This window comes from Serratia sp. LS-1, assembly GCF_003719595.1.
Classification (GTDB): Bacteria; Pseudomonadota; Gammaproteobacteria; order Enterobacterales; family Enterobacteriaceae; genus Serratia; species Serratia ureilytica.
Window position 1 is genome coordinate 749676 of record NZ_CP033504.1, and the last position, 17376, is coordinate 767051.

At 61.0% G+C, this 17376-nt stretch carries 19 protein-coding genes; 7 read left to right on the forward strand and 12 right to left on the reverse strand.

Annotated elements, in window-relative coordinates; genetic code table 11:
• Window positions 1–47: 47 nt before the first annotated feature.
• A complete protein-coding gene (locus EDY99_RS03680) occupies window positions 48–1232 on the reverse strand; it encodes an MFS transporter (RefSeq protein ID WP_033652404.1) in 1185 nt (394 codons plus the stop codon).
• Between the two features lie 219 nt (window positions 1233–1451).
• Window positions 1452–3017 carry an autoinducer-2 kinase gene (lsrK, locus tag EDY99_RS03685; protein WP_164489255.1) on the reverse strand — a complete coding sequence of 522 codons (1566 nt, stop codon included), beginning with the start codon at window positions 3015–3017 and terminating at the stop codon, window positions 1452–1454.
• A gap of 193 nt (window positions 3018–3210) precedes the next feature.
• Here lsrK and lsrG point away from each other — a divergent pair, with 193 nt between their 5' ends.
• From lsrG to EDY99_RS03700, 3 genes are all read left to right on the forward strand, one after another.
• On the forward strand, window positions 3211–3504 hold the full coding sequence (gene lsrG, locus EDY99_RS03690) for a (4S)-4-hydroxy-5-phosphonooxypentane-2,3-dione isomerase (RefSeq protein ID WP_033642299.1): 294 nt from the start codon (window positions 3211–3213) through the stop codon (window positions 3502–3504).
• 87 nt (window positions 3505–3591) lie between these two features.
• On the forward strand, window positions 3592–4497 hold the full coding sequence (locus EDY99_RS03695; RefSeq protein ID WP_033642300.1) for an EamA family transporter: 906 nt from the start codon (window positions 3592–3594) through the stop codon (window positions 4495–4497).
• Between the two features lie 82 nt (window positions 4498–4579).
• The gene (locus tag EDY99_RS03700) at window positions 4580–5173 is read left to right on the forward strand and encodes a LysE family translocator (protein WP_033642301.1); all 594 of its coding nucleotides are present in this window, start codon (window positions 4580–4582) and stop codon (window positions 5171–5173) included.
• Here the strand turns inward: EDY99_RS03700 and EDY99_RS03705 are convergent.
• Window positions 5149–5976 carry an AraC family transcriptional regulator gene (locus EDY99_RS03705; RefSeq protein WP_101453389.1) on the reverse strand — a complete coding sequence of 276 codons (828 nt, stop codon included), beginning with the start codon at window positions 5974–5976 and terminating at the stop codon, window positions 5149–5151. The two genes, EDY99_RS03700 and EDY99_RS03705, sit on opposite strands and share 25 nt — an antisense overlap.
• Window positions 5977–6045: 69 nt before the next feature.
• Between EDY99_RS03705 and EDY99_RS03710 the strand changes: the two genes are divergently transcribed.
• Entirely contained in the window at window positions 6046–6264 is a 219-nt protein-coding gene (locus EDY99_RS03710) for a hypothetical protein (protein WP_033642303.1), read from the forward strand.
• Window positions 6265–6272: 8 nt separating this feature from the next.
• On the opposite strand, the gene EDY99_RS03715 is transcribed toward EDY99_RS03710, so the two are convergent.
• From EDY99_RS03715 to EDY99_RS03735, 5 genes are all read right to left on the reverse strand, one after another.
• Entirely contained in the window at window positions 6273–7121 is an 849-nt protein-coding gene (locus EDY99_RS03715; RefSeq protein ID WP_033642304.1) for a PA4780 family RIO1-like protein kinase, read from the reverse strand.
• Window positions 7122–7241: 120 nt separating this feature from the next.
• Complete coding sequence (gene amyA, locus EDY99_RS03720) at window positions 7242–8732, reverse strand: alpha-amylase (RefSeq protein WP_033642305.1); 1491 nt, start codon at window positions 8730–8732, stop codon at window positions 7242–7244.
• A gap of 112 nt (window positions 8733–8844) precedes the next feature.
• A complete protein-coding gene (locus EDY99_RS03725) occupies window positions 8845–9501 on the reverse strand; it encodes a DUF799 domain-containing protein (RefSeq protein WP_103101869.1) in 657 nt (218 codons plus the stop codon).
• The gene (locus EDY99_RS03730; RefSeq protein WP_046686634.1) at window positions 9498–9854 is read right to left on the reverse strand and encodes a DUF4810 domain-containing protein; all 357 of its coding nucleotides are present in this window, start codon (window positions 9852–9854) and stop codon (window positions 9498–9500) included. The genes EDY99_RS03725 and EDY99_RS03730 overlap by 4 nt, the downstream gene beginning before the upstream one ends.
• Window positions 9855–9872: 18 nt before the next feature.
• Entirely contained in the window at window positions 9873–10544 is a 672-nt protein-coding gene (locus EDY99_RS03735) for a CsgG/HfaB family protein (RefSeq protein ID WP_033642307.1), read from the reverse strand.
• 481 nt (window positions 10545–11025) lie between these two features.
• Here EDY99_RS03735 and EDY99_RS03740 point away from each other — a divergent pair, with 481 nt between their 5' ends.
• Together EDY99_RS03740 and EDY99_RS03745 are read left to right on the forward strand one after the other, a co-directional pair.
• On the forward strand, window positions 11026–11931 hold the full coding sequence (locus tag EDY99_RS03740; RefSeq protein ID WP_123061471.1) for a helix-turn-helix domain-containing GNAT family N-acetyltransferase: 906 nt from the start codon (window positions 11026–11028) through the stop codon (window positions 11929–11931).
• A gap of 85 nt (window positions 11932–12016) precedes the next feature.
• A complete protein-coding gene (locus EDY99_RS03745; RefSeq protein WP_123061472.1) occupies window positions 12017–13315 on the forward strand; it encodes an SLC13 family permease in 1299 nt (432 codons plus the stop codon).
• Here EDY99_RS03745 and dapF read toward each other — a convergent pair.
• The 3 genes from dapF to EDY99_RS03760 form a co-directional block, all read right to left on the reverse strand.
• Entirely contained in the window at window positions 13290–14165 is an 876-nt protein-coding gene (dapF, locus tag EDY99_RS03750; protein ID WP_069100137.1) for a diaminopimelate epimerase, read from the reverse strand. The two genes, EDY99_RS03745 and dapF, sit on opposite strands and share 26 nt — an antisense overlap.
• 113 nt (window positions 14166–14278) lie before the next feature.
• Window positions 14279–14536, reverse strand: a complete 258-nt coding sequence (locus EDY99_RS03755; RefSeq protein WP_042783929.1) for a YdgH/BhsA/McbA-like domain containing protein — start codon at window positions 14534–14536, stop codon at window positions 14279–14281.
• Between the two features lie 193 nt (window positions 14537–14729).
• Window positions 14730–14987: a DUF1471 domain-containing protein gene (locus EDY99_RS03760; RefSeq protein WP_033642312.1), complete on the reverse strand. Its 258-nt coding sequence runs from the start codon at window positions 14985–14987 to the stop codon at window positions 14730–14732.
• A gap of 176 nt (window positions 14988–15163) precedes the next feature.
• On the opposite strand from EDY99_RS03760, the gene EDY99_RS03765 reads away from it, so the two are divergent.
• On the forward strand, window positions 15164–15808 hold the full coding sequence (locus tag EDY99_RS03765; RefSeq protein ID WP_033642313.1) for a TetR/AcrR family transcriptional regulator: 645 nt from the start codon (window positions 15164–15166) through the stop codon (window positions 15806–15808).
• A gap of 738 nt (window positions 15809–16546) precedes the next feature.
• Here the strand turns inward: EDY99_RS03765 and EDY99_RS03770 are convergent.
• Window positions 16547–17365: a MetQ/NlpA family ABC transporter substrate-binding protein gene (locus EDY99_RS03770; protein ID WP_033652662.1), complete on the reverse strand. Its 819-nt coding sequence runs from the start codon at window positions 17363–17365 to the stop codon at window positions 16547–16549.
• Between the last annotated feature and the right edge of the window lie 11 nt (window positions 17366–17376).

The following is a 17376-nucleotide window of genomic DNA, read 5'->3' on the forward strand; positions in this document are numbered from 1 at the left end:
CCATGCCCCGGCGGTGGCCGGGGCATGTTTCTGCAGATAGATAATGATTAACACTGTTTAGCGCCAATCGCGCCGGAGCGCAAGCTGAGGCCGAATACCAGCGTGGCGGAGAGGATCAGCGCGCCGCCGAACAGCATGGCGCTGCTGACGCCCTGCCAGTCCACCACCTCGCCGCCCAGCAGTGCGCCGGAGGCCAGCGCGATCTGGATGACGCACACCAACAGCGCCTGACCGGCTTCCGGCGCCTGCGGCACGGCGGCGAACATCCAGTTGGTGGCGCAGACCGGCACGGCGCCAAAGGCCAGCCCCCAAACCAGCACCATCAAAGTGGCGCCGGCGAGGCCGCTGAGCAGCGGCGAAACGATCAAAATGCCCGCCAGCATGGCGGCGATCAGTATGAAGGTGGCGCGCAGGCTGTGTTCCGCCAGACGCTCGCCGAGAAAGGTGCCCAGCAGGCCGATGGCGCCATAGGCCAACAGCTGCAGCGAGATCGCCGATGGGCTGAGCACGAACACCTGCTGCAGCAGGGGCCGCAGATAGGTATAGGCGGCGAAGTGGCCGATGAACAGCAGCACGATGGCGATCAGGCCGATGCGCGCCATCGGCAGGCGCAGCGGCAGCACCAGATCGCGCGGCGTGACCGGTCGGGAAGGCGGTACCGACGTGAGCAAACGCAACTGCGCCAACAGTACGCCGACTGCCAGCGCCGCACCGCCGAAGAAGGCGGCGCGCCAGCCGAACAGATCGCCGATCAGCGCCCCGGCCGGTACGCCGCATACCGCGCCGACCGAAATGCCGCTGAGGATCAGCGCAGTGGCGCGGCCCTGGCTGGCTTCCGGCACCAGATGGCGGCCGTAGTTGGCGGCGAACGACCAGAAGCCGCCGACGCAGATGCCCAGCAGCACGCGGCCCAGCAGCATCATCGGGAAATTGACGGCCAGCGCCGCCACCAGGTTGGACACCATCAGCAGCAACGACAGCCCCAGCATCAGCAGGCGTCTGTCCAGCCGGCCGGAAGCCAGACTCAATACCGGCGCGGCCACCGCCGCCACGATGCCGGGCATGGTCACCATCAGCCCGGCGGTGCCGGTGCTGACGCCGAGCGAAGGGGCGATGTTGGTCAGCAGGCCGATCGGCAAAAACTCGGTGGTGACCATGACAAAACAGGCGACCGTCAGCGAGAAGATCGCCGGCCACGGGGATGATGCAGGGTTATCTTTATTATTCAGCATAATGCCGCTCTTCTCAGGTGAATGCGCAGGCCGCGCTCGGGGCGCGGCGTGATCAAAGTCACAATCTACGGCAGGCTGAAGGCGCAGATAAATCCATCTGCGGTGGTTACACTGTTTCTGAGGGGGAACAATGACGGCAGCGAGTTAAAACGCGGCTTGCGCCGCGCCGAGGGGAAAGGAATAAAACGGTATAAGGTTATGACCGGGCCGCGCGCGGCGCTAGAGCCCCGGCGCTTTCCACAATGAGGTGGTCAGGCCGCTATCCACCAGCGTCAGCTGATCGGCGTAGACCCGCCGCCAGTTTTCTTTCTGTTCCTGATACCGCGCATGGTTGGTGAGATCCGGCTGATGCTCGCGCTCCCAGCGCACCAGCTGCTCGCCGGTTTCGGCCAGCGACGCGTAAAGCCCGGCGCCGACCCCGGCGGCGATCGCGCAGCCCAGCGCGGTGGCTTCTTTCACCACCGGCACCCGCACCGTCAGGCCGGTGACGTCGCTGAGGATCTGGCTCCACAGTTTGCCCTTCGCACCGCCGCCGGCGAACACCAGCGAGCGGGCCTGCACGCCGGAGAAGGCGGCGATCTGCTCCAGATTACAGGCTGAGACGATGGCGGCATTCTCCTCCAGCGCGCGGAACAGCGTCTGTTTGTTGCAGCGTTCAGGATCGATAGACATGTTGATGAACGACGGCGCCGCGTGATACCAGGTTTTGAAATGCATGGCGTCGGAAAAGATCGGCATCACGCCGTAGGCGCCCGGCGGCACCCTGGCCGCCATCTCTTCCAGCAGGCTGTAAGCGTCGATCCCCAGTCGCTGCGCCAGCAGTTTCTCTTCGGCGCAGAAAGCGTCGCGGAACCAGCGCATGGTCAGGCCGGTAAAGAAGCTGATGGATTCCGCCTGCGCCATGCCGGGAATGACGTGAGGGTTAATGCGGATGTTCATTTCCGGATCGATGGCCGGTTCCGGCAGGTTGACGATTTGCTGCCAGAAGGTGCCGCCGAGCACCGCCGTCTGCCCGGCGCGCACGATGCCGAGCCCCAGGCTGCCGAGCTGCACGTCGCCGCCGCCCATCACCACCGGGGTGCCGCGCAGCAGCCCGCTCTCCTGGGCCGCCTGCTCGGTGACGCGCCCCAGCACGACGCCGGTCTCTTTCACCGGCGACAGAATATCGGCGCGCAGCCCGGCCATATCGAGCAGCGCCGGCCGCCAGTCGCGGCTGGTCAGATCCAGCATGCCGGTAGTGCCGGCGTTGGAAGGATCGACCGCCAGCTCGCCGCTCAGCATGTAGGCCAGCCAGTCGCTGATCATGGTCAGCGTCGCCGCCTGGCGATAGATGTCCGGCCGGTGGTGCGCCAGCCACAGCAGGCGCGGCATGGCGCTCAGCGCCAGCGTCTGGCCGGAGTACTGGTAGACCTCACGTTCGAAGCCGTGGTTGTGCAACTCTTTCAGTTCGCTGACTTCATGGCTGGCGCGCGCATCGACATTGGCGCAGGCCCAGATCGGCACGCCGTTGCGATCGTACAGAACGATGCCTTCACGCATCGAACAGCAGGCTACCGCACGGATCGCCTGCGCGCTCAGCCCCGCGCGCTGCAACGCCTGGCGGATGCACTGGCAGGCCAACGGCCAGTTGCGGTTGAGATCGAATTCCATCGAGCCGGGTACGCCCGGCACCGCGAGGTGTTGCCACTCGGCCTGGCCGTGCGCGATCTGATTGCCCGCCAGATCGAAGATCACCGCGCGGATGCTGCCTGTTCCTGCGTCCAGCGCCATCAAGTAGTTATCCATAGCCTATGCTCTCAGGGGGAGGAATAGTAACTATAGATGCCGCCGTCTTCCCTCGCCGGGGGCGGGGTGGGCATCGCCGGTGCGATTTGTGAGCCAGGCGGCAAAATTACCGTTGCGGCAGGGCAATCGACGGGAATAAACCTATGGTTGGAAAGCGCCATGCTGCGGCGCGCCGTTTAAACAAGGAGCTGTCATGCACGTCACATTGGTAGAGATCAACGTTAAACAGGATAAGATCGACGAATTTATCGACGTTTTCCGCGCCAATCATCTGGGGGCGATCGAAGAGCCGGGCAACCTGCGTTTCGACGTGCTGCAGGATGAGCATATTCCGACGCGGTTTTACATCTACGAAGCCTATCGCGACGAGCAGGCGGTGGCGGCGCACAAGCAGACCCCACACTATCTGCAGTGCGTGGAGAAGCTGGAAGCGCTGATGACCGGCCCGCGCAAGAAAACCACCTTCATCGGCCTGATGCCGGAATAAACGCCGGCGTTTGCCGGTGTCCATGCGCCCGGTTTGGTTGTAACCTGCAAGGCAAAGCGAATTTTCAATGGGATAAGCGGGGCGAGGATGACATTGCGCGATCGGCTGTTGGCGCTGTTGGTGGTGGTGATCTGGGGCGTGAATTTCGTGGTAATCAAGTTCGGCCTGCAGGGGATGCCGCCGTTCCTGTTGGCCGGGATGCGTTTTTTACTGGTGGCGTTGCCGGCGATCTTCTTTATCCCGCGCCCGACCATCCCGTGGAAATGGCTGTTGCTCTACGGCATGACCATGAGCTTCGCGCAGTTTGCCTTTCTGTTTGTCGCCATCAAGGTGGGCATGCCGGCGGGGTTGGCCTCGCTGGTGTTGCAGGCGCAGGTGTTCTTCACCCTGCTGTTAGGCGTCGTGCTGATGGGCGAAAAGCTGCGCGTGAATCATTTCGTCGGCATCGCCATCGCCAGCGGCGGCATGCTGGCGCTGGCGCAGGCCAGCCTGCATAAGCCGGGCAGCGGCGCGGTCCCCCTGGCGGGCCTGCTGCTGACCCTGGCGGCGGCGTTCTCCTGGGCGCTGGGCAACCTGACCAACAAGAAGATCCTGGCCGGTTTCCCGCAGCGCAACATTTTGTCGCTGGTGGTGTGGAGCGCGCCGATCCCGGTACTGCCGTTCCTGATTTGCAGCTGGCTGTTCGACGGCCCGCAGGCGGTGTTGGCCAGCCTGAGCCATGTGCAGGTCGGCACCTGGCTGGCGGTTGCCTATCTGGCGTTCGCCGCCACGCTGTTCGGTTATTCGGTATGGGGCAGCCTGCTGGGGCGCTACGAAACCTGGCGCGTCGCGCCGCTGACGCTGCTGGTGCCGCTGGTCGGGCTGTTCGCCGCCTGGCTGCTGCTGGACGAAGCGCTGTCGCCGGCGCAGTTCGGCGGCGCGTTGCTGGTGCTGGCCGGCATGGCGGTCAATACCTTCGGGTTGCCGCGCCGACGGGCCGTCGCGGTGCGCTAAACCTAACAGGGCAATTCTGTTCAATACGTTGTCGGCGCGGCCCGGCATTCTGGCGCCTGTGAATTTTTCCTCAGGTGCCCTCATGAATAATATCTACCTTTCCATGGCCGCATTTGCGCTGGCGGCCTCCATCACGCCCGGCCCGGTCAACATCGTCGCATTGAGCGCCGGGGCGCAGTTCGGCTTTGGCGCGACCCAGCGTCACGTGTTCGGCGCCACGCTGGGGTTTACCCTGTTGCTGGTGCTGCTGGGTTTGGGCATGCACCAACTGCTGATCCTGTGGCCGGCGTTGACCCGCTTGATCCAATGGGCCGGCGTGGCCTTCCTGCTGTTTATGGCCTACCGGCTGGCGTTTGACGACGGCAGGCTGGGCAACGGCGAGGCGCAGGCGCCTTCCTGTTGGTACGGCGCGCTGATGCAATGGCTGAACCCCAAGGCATGGCTGGCGTCGGTGGCCAGCCTCGGGGCGTTTGTCGGCGACGGCGACATCCGGTTGCTGTGGCAGTTCGCCGGGCTCTACTTCGTGATTTGCTATGCTTCGGTGGCCTGCTGGGCTTACGTTGGCGCGATGTTGCGCGGCCTGCTCAGGCAGGCGCGCAACGTACAGCGTTTCAATCGCGCGATGGCGGCGTTGCTGGCGGCCAGCGCCTGCTATCTGTTGGCGGAGGGTTTTTGATACTGGCCGGGTGTCGCGGCCAGCAGCTGTTTGAAGGTGCGCTGGAAGTGCGCCTGATCGGCAAAGCCGCTTTCGCTGGCGGCTGCGGCGATCGGCAGGCCGCTTTTCAATAGCCGATGGCCGTGCTGCACGCGGCGATTGACCAGATAGGCGTGCGGCGTCATGCCGTAGCGCTGGCGGAAGGCGCGGATCAGGTAGGAGGGCGAGAGCGCGGCGGCACGGCAAATGTCTTCCAGCGTCAGCGACTGAGTGCAGTGCGCGTCGATAAACGCCGCCGCCGCTTCCAGTCGGGGGTGCGGCGGCGTCTCCGGCTGGCGGCCGCTGCCCAGCGCGAGCTGCAGGGCGCTGAAATACTCCACCAGGGCGATCTGTTTTTCCAGCGCGCCGCACTGCGCGTTCGTCAGCAGCGCGTACAGTTGGTTCAGCCCGTTGAACAGCGCCGGATCGCGGCTGAGCGGCCGGCTGAAGGGGACAAAGCGGTCGCCGTCGCCGCCCATCATTTCCTGCTGCAGCGCGCCGAGCCAGGCGAGATCGAGATAGAACATGATGTATGACCAACGGCGGTCGGCGATCGGGTTGCAGGCATGCGCCTGCTGCGGATTGATGATCACCACATCGCCGGCGCCGACCTGCATGCGCCGCTCGCCGTTGACATAGGTGCTGACGCCGCCGGTGATGGCGCCGATGGAAAAGAATTCGTGGCTGTGCAGGCTGTAGCACACTTTGCGGCCATCATTGATGGCGCGCGCTTCGACAAAAGGCAACTGCGGGTCGCGCCAGAACTGGGGCGTTTTTTCACTCATGCGCTTTCCTTTTCACTGCGGCGGCATCACAGTGTTATAGCCTGAAAGCGACGAAAAGGGGAATGGCGGATGATGATTTTTAACGTGTTCGGCCGCCTGGTAGGCGTGAAGCGTATCGGGGACGAATGGCGGCTGTTCCGCGTGACGCTGCCGGAGCGCAAATATGCCCCCAGCTACGATATCGTGTTGCCGGCGGATCTGCGCGAAGAGGAGATCGCCGGCTATCTGGGGGATATCTATCACGAAGCCGCGACCCCGCAGCGGCCGGACGTGTTTCGCGTCGAGTAGCGCGGGCGTTACTCTTCCGCGTTGCGCGCCATGAGGCGGCGCTGATGTTCCTCGCTGGCGGCCTGGATCTCTTCCAGCACCGAGCCGACGTCGGCGCGCTTCTGAATTTCGCTGAATCGGCCGCTGAGGACGCTGTCCGGCGTCAGCGTGCCTTCCTGATACAGCGCCCAGATCTCTTTGGCATATTGGCTGTCGCGCAGCTCCGGCGCAAATTGGCCGTAATATTCCGCCAGATTGTCGATATCGCGCTCGAACATGCTTTTGGCGTGGTTGTTGGCGGCGGCGTCCACCACCTGCGGCAGATCGATGATCACCGGCCCGTCTTTATCCATCAGCACGTTGAATTCCGACAGATCGCCGTGCACCAAGCCGGCGCACAGCATGCGCACCGCGTAGTTCATCATCAGAGCATGATCGGCGCGCGCCTGTTCCGGCGTCAGGATGACATCGCTCAGACGCGGCGCCACCAGGCCTTCCTCGTCGGTGATCAGCTCCATCAGCAGCACGCCGTCCAGGCAGATGTCCGGCTGCGGCACCCGCACCCCGGCCCTGGCCAGCAGATACAGCGCGTCCACTTCGGTGTTCTGCCAGGCTTCTTCCTGTTGCTGACGGCCGAATTTGGAGCCTTTGCTCATGGCGCGCGCGTCGCGGCTGTTGCGCACCTTGCGCCCCTCCTGGTAGTGCACGGCCTGCTTGAAGTTGCGCTTCTCGGCTTCTTTGTACACTTTGGCGCAGCGGATCTCATCGCCGCAGCGCACGATAAACACGTCGGCTTCTTTGCCGCTTTTCAAACGGCGGATGACTTCGTCGATTAATCCGTCATCCACCAGCGGCTGGAGTCGTTTTGGAATTTTCATGCAGCCTTGTACCCTATTTAGGCTCCGGTGTGAATGGCTTGCGCAGTTGATAGCGTAAGTTAGACCCGAAAGGCAAACATTAGTTTTGCCGCCGCGGCATCATTGCGCGGCGGCGGGCGTTCACAGGCTGCCTGTCGGCACCCAGACGCTGACGCTGCCGGCGTTGACCGGGAAATGGGCGCTGCCCTGGTCGTCGGTGGTGATTTCCTCCTGGCGGTTACCGAGGAAATCGCGCCAGGCGGTGCGCGCCAGATCGGCGCCGAGCGCGACCGTCTTGCCGCTTTCGCCGCCGTTGGTCAACACCACCACGCAGCCGGGGGCGTCGGCGGTGCCGGCGCGGCTGAAGGCCACGCAGTGGCTGTCGTCGAAGTAGTCGGTTTGCGGGCCGTTGGCGAAGCGCTGGCGGGCGGCAATCAGCTTCTCCAGCTCCGGGATCGCCGGCATGTCAATCTGGTACTCGCCGCCGTCACGCCCTTTATCGCGGTAACTGGCGCCATAAAGGTCGGGGTAAAACACGCAGGGCACGCCCTGTTCGCGCAGCAGGATCAGCGCGTAGGCCAGCGGTTTGAACCAGGGTTCCACCGGCGCCTCCAGCGATTGCAGCGGCTGGGTATCGTGGTTGGCGACCAGCGTCACCGCGTGGGCCGGATCGGCGGCGGTCAGGGTATCGGTGAAGATCTGCGCCATGTCGAAGCCGTCGCCCTGTTTTGACGCCTGATGAAACTTCAGGTGCAGCGCCACGTCGAACAGCATCACTTTGCCGTCCACCAACTCGATGTATTGTTGCAGCGCGCTGAGATCGTGCGACCAGTATTCGGCGACGATAAACAGATCGCGCTGCGCGCTGTCGCGCACGTGATCCGCCCACTCTTTGAAGAACCAGGCGGGAATGTGTTTGGCGGCGTCGAGGCGGAAGCCGTCGCACGGCAGCGTGTCCAGCAGCCAGCGCGCCCAGTATTTGAGCTCCTCCGTCACGGCGGTATTGCGGAACTCCACGTCGGCGCCCATCAGGTAGTCGTAGTTGCCTTTCTCGTCGTCGACCTGATCGTTCCAGCCGTCGTCGCCGTAGTCGTTGGCGATTTTAAACACCCCTTTATCGTCCGGCTGCTCAACGTAATCGACGCCGCTGAAGCATTTGTAATCCCAGATAAACTCGGAATGCGCGCCCTGGCGGCCGGGGAAGGTAAAGCGGGTATAGGCCAGCGCGTCGAAGCCCTGGTCGTCAATGTCGTTGCGGTTGTTGGCGTCCACCTTGAACACGTGCACCCGTTCTTTCTCGTCCGCGCCGAGCTTGTGGTTGAACACCACGTCGTAGAGCACCCCCACGCCGTGTTCGCGCAGCGCAGTGGCGGCGTGTTCGAGCGCCGCCTTGTCGCCGTATTTGGTGGCCACGCTGCCTTTCTGGTCAAACTCGCCCAGATCGAACAGATCGTAGGTGTCGTAACCGACGGAGTAACCGCCGGAAGCGCCTTTGTAGGCGGGCGGCAGCCACAGATCGGTAATGCCCAGTTCGGCGAGGTGCGGGGCGCGTTCGGCGGCCTCCTGCCACAGTTTGCCGCCGTCGGGGTAGTACCAGTGGAAGAATTGCAGCAGGGTGGTTTTTTTCGTCATGAGCCAGCGTCCCGGTTAGCCAGAAGGAAAGGAGCAGTTAAAGCATGGGCTACTTTTGGCAAAAGGGACAAGTTTGGCATAGGCGGCCCGAGAAGGCCGCCCGAGAGACTGCTTAACGCTGGCTGGCGTAATGAGGTGAGCGCGGGCCATAAAGAATGGCGCCGTTCTGACCTGTTGCCGACAGGAGGCGAGTGTTGGCGATGGCACCAATGTCGAACCCTTTGTCGCTGATGGTATCCGCGATTTGTGAAATCGCGGCGCTGATCACCATGCCCAGCAGGCCACCTGAATTGTTGTTGCCTTCGTTGCTGGATGCGGTGGCGGTGCCGGCCCACAGCTGTTTGCCGTTGCGCAGGTCAACCAGGCGAGCGGCTACGGTAACGCGAGTTTCGCTGCTGATCACCATGTAGCTGGTACCGTATTGCGTGACCTCCAGGTACAGCACGGTGTCGGCGCCGAAAATCTGGTGCAGTTTTTTCGGACTGACGGCGCGGATGTCGTTGGCGTTGGTTAGACCGTTTTGCAGGAAGGTTTCCTCCACTACAGCGACCGGCAACACATAGTAACCGGCCTCGGCCAGCGGTAAGGTTGCACTGGCGAGCACGCTGTGGCTGGCTTTGACATCCGGCGACTGATTAACCGGCGGCAAGACCAGGATCGACTTCGGCTTGCTCTCATGGAATGCCGCATAGTCATAAGGCGTTTGCTTAGCACAGCCGCTCAGCAACAGGATGGCGGTAACGCTGAGGAAAGTGAGTACACGCTTCATTTAAAGCTCCCCTTATCCTTGGCCATCAGGAAATTCATAAACGATGCCGATTCCGGGAACAGCGCTTTTTCCGTGTTGAATTCACTCATGGCTTGTCCGTCGTTGCCGGTTTTGCTGTACAGCAGCCCCAGTTGCGCATGCAGCCCCGGCGGTACGGCTTTATCCTTGGCGCGGGATTTCTCGACGATCTCTTTCAGCGTAGCGATCTGCTGCTCAGGGCTTTGCCCATCCTGCTGGTAGTATTGATAAAGAGAAGTTTGGTAGCCATCCCAATTGTAAAGCGTTTTCGGCGCGGCGCAGCCGGCCAACAGGGTCGCTGCAAACAGCGCCCCGCCCATTTTTTTAGTTATCATCTTTCTGCTTCTAGTCCGTTAGTTAGCAGGGCGCCATGCGCCGTTTTCGAGACCGGTAACCAGGTTATTGACGGCTTCACGCACGGCCAGATCCAGCACCTTGCCGTTAAGGGTGGAGTCGTAGCTGGCGGTGCCCCCGAAACCGATGATTTCGCGATTGGACAGTTCGTATTCACCGGCGCCCTGAGAGGAATAGACGACTTCTGAGGTCTGTACGTTCACGACGTTCAGATTAACTTTGGCGTAAGCGACCTGTGATTTACCACGGCCCAAAATGCCCCACAGCTGATGATCGCCGACTTCTTTGCGGCCGAATTCAGTGACATCGCCGGTAATCACATAGTTGGCGCCTTTCAGCGTTTGTGCTTTCCCTTTAATGCCGGCTTCAGTTTTCAACTCTTCCATGTTGGCGCGATCCAGCACGTTGAAACGGCCAGTCTGCTGCAAATGCGTGATCAGGATAGTCTTGGACTGATTGCCCAGCCGATCGACGCCATCGGAGAAGATGCCATTCATGTAGCTGGAGCGGTTGTCGAATTTACCGACGGCGATAGGGCTGCGTGGGCCCTGATAAGTGGTGTTGTAGGAAGCCACTTTCGGCACTTCCAAAGAGCGGGAGGATTCGGTCGCGCAGCCCGCCAGCAAAGTGACGGAAAGGGCGACGGAACAGACGGCGAGTGATTTTTTCATTGGCATGCGATCTCTCCATGAGCATAAAACGGCGCGGGAGCAACCCGCGCCCGATGTTTCCATAACGAGCGTTGTCGCTGTTATGGAAGCGCCGCGATCCTGCCATGAATATGTAACAAATTACAACAAGATATCGGCATTAATGCCGCTATTAACATTGTTGTAACCTATTGTAATGCAATGGATTGATATCGATTTTTTCTCTTATCCGCAGATTTTTTCACGATTGTATGTTTTTTAACTGGTTTATTGTTTTATCAACATTAAATTAATGAATTTTTATTCTGATTTTTTTGAATTAATCAGTTTACTGTATTGGGTAATGTAACGTTTTGCATCAGCTCCTCTGTTATACCGGGGTTCATGGCGGTTTGATGATCCGTTAAGGTAGTGAGAATTAGGTAACACTATCAACTAAATCTCATTTTTTATCGGTAGCTAATTGGGGATATCAATTGTGAACATCAGGGATTTCAGAGCATTGGCGCGCAATTTGGTCAGAGAATTCGGCATGTTGAACAAGCAGAGCAACGGCTCGCGCTTTTCGCCGCTGCAGATCCATCTGATGATCGAAGTCAGCGAGCAGCCGCTGGGCGTCACCGAGCTGGCGGCCCGGCTGTGCATCGACAAGGCCAGCGCCAGCCGGGCGCTGCGCAGCCTGGTGGCCGCCGGCGTGATAGAAACGGTGGATCATCCGGATGACAGGCGGCACAACCTGCATCGGCTGAGTAAACAGGGCGGCAAGGCGCTGGCCGGCATCGAGAGCGACGCTGACGGCTTTATGCAGGCGGCGCTGGCGCAGTTGGACGACGATGAGCTGGCGAGCACCACTGCGGCGATGAAAAAGATGACCGCGGCGCTGCGCAGCGCGCGCAAACAGCGCGACGCCAACCTGCGGGTGCGGCCGATCGCCGCGCGCGACGATGCGGCGATGGCGGCGATCATTCGCGAGGTGTTTCGCGAGTACGGCATGGACAAGATGGAAGGCGTCAGCCTGCACGATCCCGATCTCGATCGGCTGACCGGCCTGTATCGCGACAACAGCGGCCGCTACTGGGTGCTGGAGCGGGACGGGCAGGTGGTGGGGGGCGTCGGCATGGCGCCGCTGGCCGGCGAAGAGCCCGGCTATTGCGAACTGCAAAAACTGTTCTTCAAACCCGGCGCGCGCGGGTTGGGCATGGCGCGCTATATGGTGGTGCAGGCGCTGAAGGCGGCCCGGGCGGCAGGGTATCGCTATTGCTATCTGGAAACCACCGAACAATTGAAAGAGGCGATCGGGTTGTATTACGCGCTGGGTTTCACGCTGCTGACGGAACGGCGCGGCAATACCGGCCACCACGGCTGCAATGTGTGCATGCTGAAAAATCTGCAGAACGACGATATGTGAGCGGTTTCAAGGTTAACGCCCGCGCCTTGTGTCACCCTGTTAACCGTTTGATAACAATCACAACGTTTTATCAGGGAGGAGAATTATGTTGGGGGATCCCATGGCGCTGTCTGCGCTGGTCACGCTGGTGGTCATCGCGCTATGGGCCAGCGCCCGTTTGCCGGAGTATTTGGTCGCGTTGCTGTTCTTTGCGGCGGTGATGGTATTGCAGCTGGCGCCCGCCGCGGTGACCTTTTCCGGTTTCGCGTCTTCCGCATTCTGGCTGGTGCTCAGCGGTTTCGTGTTGGGCACCGCCATCCGCAGCACCGGCTTGGCGGATCGCCTGGCCAACCGACTCTTGCCGCATCTGGCCGGTTCCTGGCCGCGCCTGGTGGGCGGCGTGGTGGCGATAAGCTACGCGTTAGCGTTTGTCATGCCCTCCAACATGGGGCGGATTACGCTGCTGATGCCGATCGTCATGGCGTTGGCCGAGCGCGCCGGCCTGGCGGAAGGCTCGCGCGGCCGCATTGGTTTGGCGCTGGCGGTGGGGTTCGGCACCTTCCAGCTTTCCGCCAGCATCCTGCCGGCCAACGTGCCTAACCTGGTGATGAGCGGTGCGGCGGAAAGCGCCTACGGCAGCCACTTCGCTTATCTCTCTTATCTGCTGTTGCACGCTCCGGTGCTCGGGTTGGCCAAAGGCGCGCTGCTGACGCTGTGCATCTGCGTCCTGTTCCGTGCCCGGTCGCAGCCGGTGGCGGCCGAGGCGGGGCAAACGCCGCTCAGCGCCGCCGAGTGGCGGCTGATCGCGCTGTTGGGCATTACGGTGCTGCTGTGGATGACCGACAGCTGGCACGGCATCGCCCCGGCCTGGATAGGGTTGGCGGCGGCCTGCTTCTGCCTGTTGCCGCGCATCGGTTTTCTCAACGGCGAGCAGTTCGCCGCCGGGGTCAACGTGCGCACCTGTATTTACGTGGCGGGGATCCTGGGGCTGACCGCATTGGTCAGCCACTCGGGGCTCGGCGATCGGTTGGGCGGCGCGCTGCTGGCGATGATGCCGGATCTGCACGGCAAGCCGTTTACCGCATTCGGTTCACTGGTGGGGATCACCGCGCTGTTGAATTTCGTGGTGACCGCCAACGGCGTGCCGGCGCTGTTTACCCCGCTGGCGCAGGCGTTGTCCGCAGGCAGCGGCTTGCCGCTGCTGACGGTGCTGATGACCCAGGTGATCGGTTACGCCACGCCGCTGTTGCCGTATCAGGCCTCGCCGATCGTGGTGGCGATGGGGATGGGCAAAGTGCCGGCGCGCGAAGGGCTAAAGCTGTGCCTGCTGTTGGCCGCGCTCAGCTTTGCGCTGCTGGTGCCGTTGGACTATCTGTGGTTCAGGCTGCTGGGGTGGATCCCGTAAACAGCCCCGCGCCGCCGGCAAAGCAGTCTTCGTCCAGCGTCAGGGTGGCGATTTTATGCACCGGTCCGCGCATGCTGACCTGAAAATCGCCGCTGAAGGCGATCTGCAGTTCGCCGCCCGGCATCCGCACACTAACCCGATCGCCGACTCGTCCCAACTTGCGCATCACGCTGGCGGCGGCGCAGCTGCTGCTGCCGGAGGCGAGGGTAAAGCCGGCGCCGCGCTCCCAGATGCCGATGCGCAGCGTCTGGCGATCGACCACTTCCACCAGTTGTACATTGGTGCGTTTCGGGAACAGCGGATGGCGCTCAATCTGCGGTCCGAGCCGATGCACCTGCGCCAGATCCAGTTTTTCCACCGGCACCACGCAGTGCGGGTTGCCCATCGACACCAGCGAAACACTTAACGTCTCCTCCTTCAGGGGCAGCGGATAGTTCAGCGCCTCCGGCAGATCGATCAAGGCCGGCAGCGCCGCCGGGCTGAAATTGGCGCGCCCCATCTCCACGGTTATCTGATGCGCGTCTTCCGCCACCTGGCAACGCACGTCGCCGCCGGCGGTGTGCACCAGAAACGGCTGATGCGCCACGCGCTTGCTGTCGAACAGATACCGCGCGTAGATACGCAAGCCGTTGCCGCTTTTCTCCGCTTCGGAGCCGTCCGGGTTGATGATGCGCAGGGTGGGATTGACGGCGTCGCCGCTGTCGATCAGCAGGCCGTCGGAACCGATGCCGTAATGCGGGTGGCACAGCAGGCGGATTTGTTCCTGGCTCAGGCGATCGGCGACCGAACGGTGGCATACCAGGTAGTCGTTGCCCAGACCGTGATATTTGTGAAACAGCAGGGGAGTCATGGCGTTGCTCGGCTCAGCGGGAAGAGGTCGCTACAGCTTACAACAGAACGTTGGCGTTAAAGCAAACAAAAGGCGGCCTGAGCCGCCCTTTTGCACGATTGCCGATCCGGCCATTAATTGTAGATGATCGCGGTGCCGTGCAGTTTGTTGTCACCGGTAGTGGCGATGATCTGGAAGGATTTGGCGCCCGCCGCGTCGGCTTTGGCCGCCAGTTTGTTTTCCAGGCTGCTCAGGTCGGACGCGCCGCTGACGGTAACGACGCCGGCTTTTTGCAGGTCGGCGGGTTGCGCGTTCACCAGTTCAGCGGCGAAGCTGCCGAAGGAGGCGGAAGCCAGTGCGATGGCTGCGATGGTCATTTTCAGGTTTTTCATGGTCTTATTTCCTATCAGTGTTCTTTACGATGTTTGTTTTGTAAGGTCGTTAAATTAATTAACGATCGATAATTTAATGTTAGATGCCGGTTTGACGGATTGCAAGTATTTTTTTAATGCTCGTTAATTAATTTTTTTTACGCCCTGGCGCTGTGAGCAATAAGGATATGCAGTCCACAGGCTTAATGCTTTGTTATTGATAGATTTCTGCAGTGCCATGCAGCTGGTTGTTGCCGCCGGCGCTGGTGATGCGGAAGGATTTGGCGCCGGCCTGATCGGCTTTGGCGGCCAGGCTGTTTTCCAGCGAGGTCAAATCGGACGCGCCGCTGACGGTGATGACGCCCACTTTTTGCTGGTCGGCCGGTTGGCTAGTGACCAAATCGGCGGCGAAGCTGCCGAAGGAAACGCTGGCCAGAGTGAGGGCGGCTAAGGTTAGTTTTAAGCTTTTCATGATGTTAATTCCTTTTCGATAACGGTCTATAGAGGGTTTTAATCCGGTTCGCTAATTTTTATTAACGATCGATAACTAAATGCTAATCGGTTCTCGACGAGGGCGCAATATTTTTTTATAATGATCGTTAAGTTATTTGTGCTAAGCCTGCTGTGGAGCGGGATAGGAGAGGAACGATGAGCATCAATGAAGCGGTCTGCGGCAAGAAAAGCCGTGGCAGACCCAAACAATTTGATCGCGACCGGGCGTTGGAAAGCGCACTCGATCTGTTCTGGCGGCACGGGTATGAAGCCACCTCGCTGGCCGATCTGGTGGAAGTGACCGGCGCCAAGGCGCCGACGCTATATGCCGAGTTCGGCAACAAAGAAGGGATGTTCCGCGCGGCGGTGGAGCGCTATCTGCAAAAATACACCACCTGCACCAACCAGCTGTTGGAACAGGATGTGCCGGTGGCCGAGATCGTCGAGGCTTACGTGCGTTCTTCGGTTCAGGTCTTCACCGATCCCGATACCCCCTCCGGCTGCTTTATGGTGTGCGCCTCCGCTGCGCTGTCGTCCGCTTCCGACGACGTCGCCCAGATGCTGCGCAAAAAGCATCATGCGCAGGAAGCGGCGCTGAAGGCCTGCTTCGATCGCAAGGTGCAACAGGGCGAGCTGCTGGCGAAAACCGATACCGCGCTGCTGGCGAAATACGTGATTTGCACCATTGAAGGCATGTCGGTGCAGGCGCGAGAAGGGGCAAGCCGGGACGATCTGTTGCGGTTGCTGGAGGCGCTGATGCTGGTGTGGCCGCGGCTCAGCCAGATTGGCAATAAGGTGTAGAAACAGGCCCGGTTTTTACCGCAATGCTGATCAGTTAATCCTGAGTGGCATTTTTTTATCCAGCTTCTGGGCGTTCTGTGCAGGGGAATTGCCGTAAATGTCCTGCATTTCTCTATGGCCAACATGAACGGCAATTGGAGGGGCCGATGGCGCGGCCCCTCCACCCGCGCCTTTGCTTAACACCGTCTGTCCGCTATGCGGATACCCTCGCCGCGCCTGCATTGTCTGGCGGGTCGGCTGCGACAAACGTCCCTGTTAGTCTCGCCTCAACCGGCCTTCCCTGGCCGGTTGCCCCTGACAACGCCGTCTTGCTCGGCAGCCGGTGATGCGCGCCCAAGGTCAACACCTGAGCTGGCAGCTACCGGGAAATCTGTCGCTTATGAGGTTGTGGTAGAGAAGTTGGAGATGAGCACGGTGTTGGGCGCCCTTGAAGACGCCGAACGCAGACGTAGCGCATTAGGCGAAACCGCCATGGACGGCGGTTTCAGGTGAGACAGGCAGGGACGCCTGTCGCAACCGGCCTCAATGCGCTATGGCGGAGGGAGGGGAGTTGGCAAAGCCAACCGTCTGACAGGGCAAAGGCGCGGGTTGCCAGGGGCCGCGCCTTCGGCCCCTGGCTCGGTCGAGGTGTGGGAGCCACATGGGGCATCTCACTTTTATCGACCGAAAATTTCACGAACGCCTGCATAAAAACGCTAACTGACCAGCATTACGGTTTTTACCGGGCCGTATACAGCGTCACTGGTTGACCGGGATCACCGCGCCCTGGTATTTCTCGCGGATAAAGTCTTGAATCGGCTTGGAGTGCAGCACTTTCACCAGCGCCACGATCTCCGGCTTGTTCACGTCGGCTTTGTGCACGGTGATGATGTTGGCGTACGGGTTGTTTTCGCCGCTTTCGACCGCGATCGGATCCTTGGTCGGATTCAGCCCGGCGTCGATGGCGTAGTTGGCGTTGATCACCACGGCGTCACCTTCGTTGTTGTTGTACATCTGCGGCAGCAGCGCGCCTTCAACGTTAGCCTGGAACTTCAGGTGTTTCGGGTTTTCCACCACGTCGGCGATGCGTGCATCCACCTTGCTCACCCCTGGCTTCAGCTTGATCACGCCTTCCCGTTCAAAGATTGACAGAATGCGGCCTTCTTCCGCCACCGCGTCGCGCATGATGATTTTGCCGTTTTCCGGCAGATCTTTCAGGCTCTTGTACTTCTTCGAGTAGATGCCGATAGGCTCAATATGGATCGCGCCGGCGCTGACGAAGTCGTAGCTCTTGTCGTCGGCGTGGTCTTTCAGCACCGAGTTCAGGTAAGGCACGTGCTGGAAGTAGTTGGCGTCGATGTCGTGGCTGGCCAGCGCGGTGTTCGGCAGGATGTAGTCCTGGAAGCGCTTGATCTGCAGATCGATGCCTTCCTTCGCCAGTATCGGTTTGGCCTGTTCGAGGATCTCGGCGTGCGGCACGTTGGAGGCGCCAACCACCAGCTTGGTCGCCGCGGCGGCGCCGTAAGAGGCGAGGGTGGCGACAGAGGCGAAAGCCAACATCAGTAGGTGCTTTTTCATCATCGTTTTCC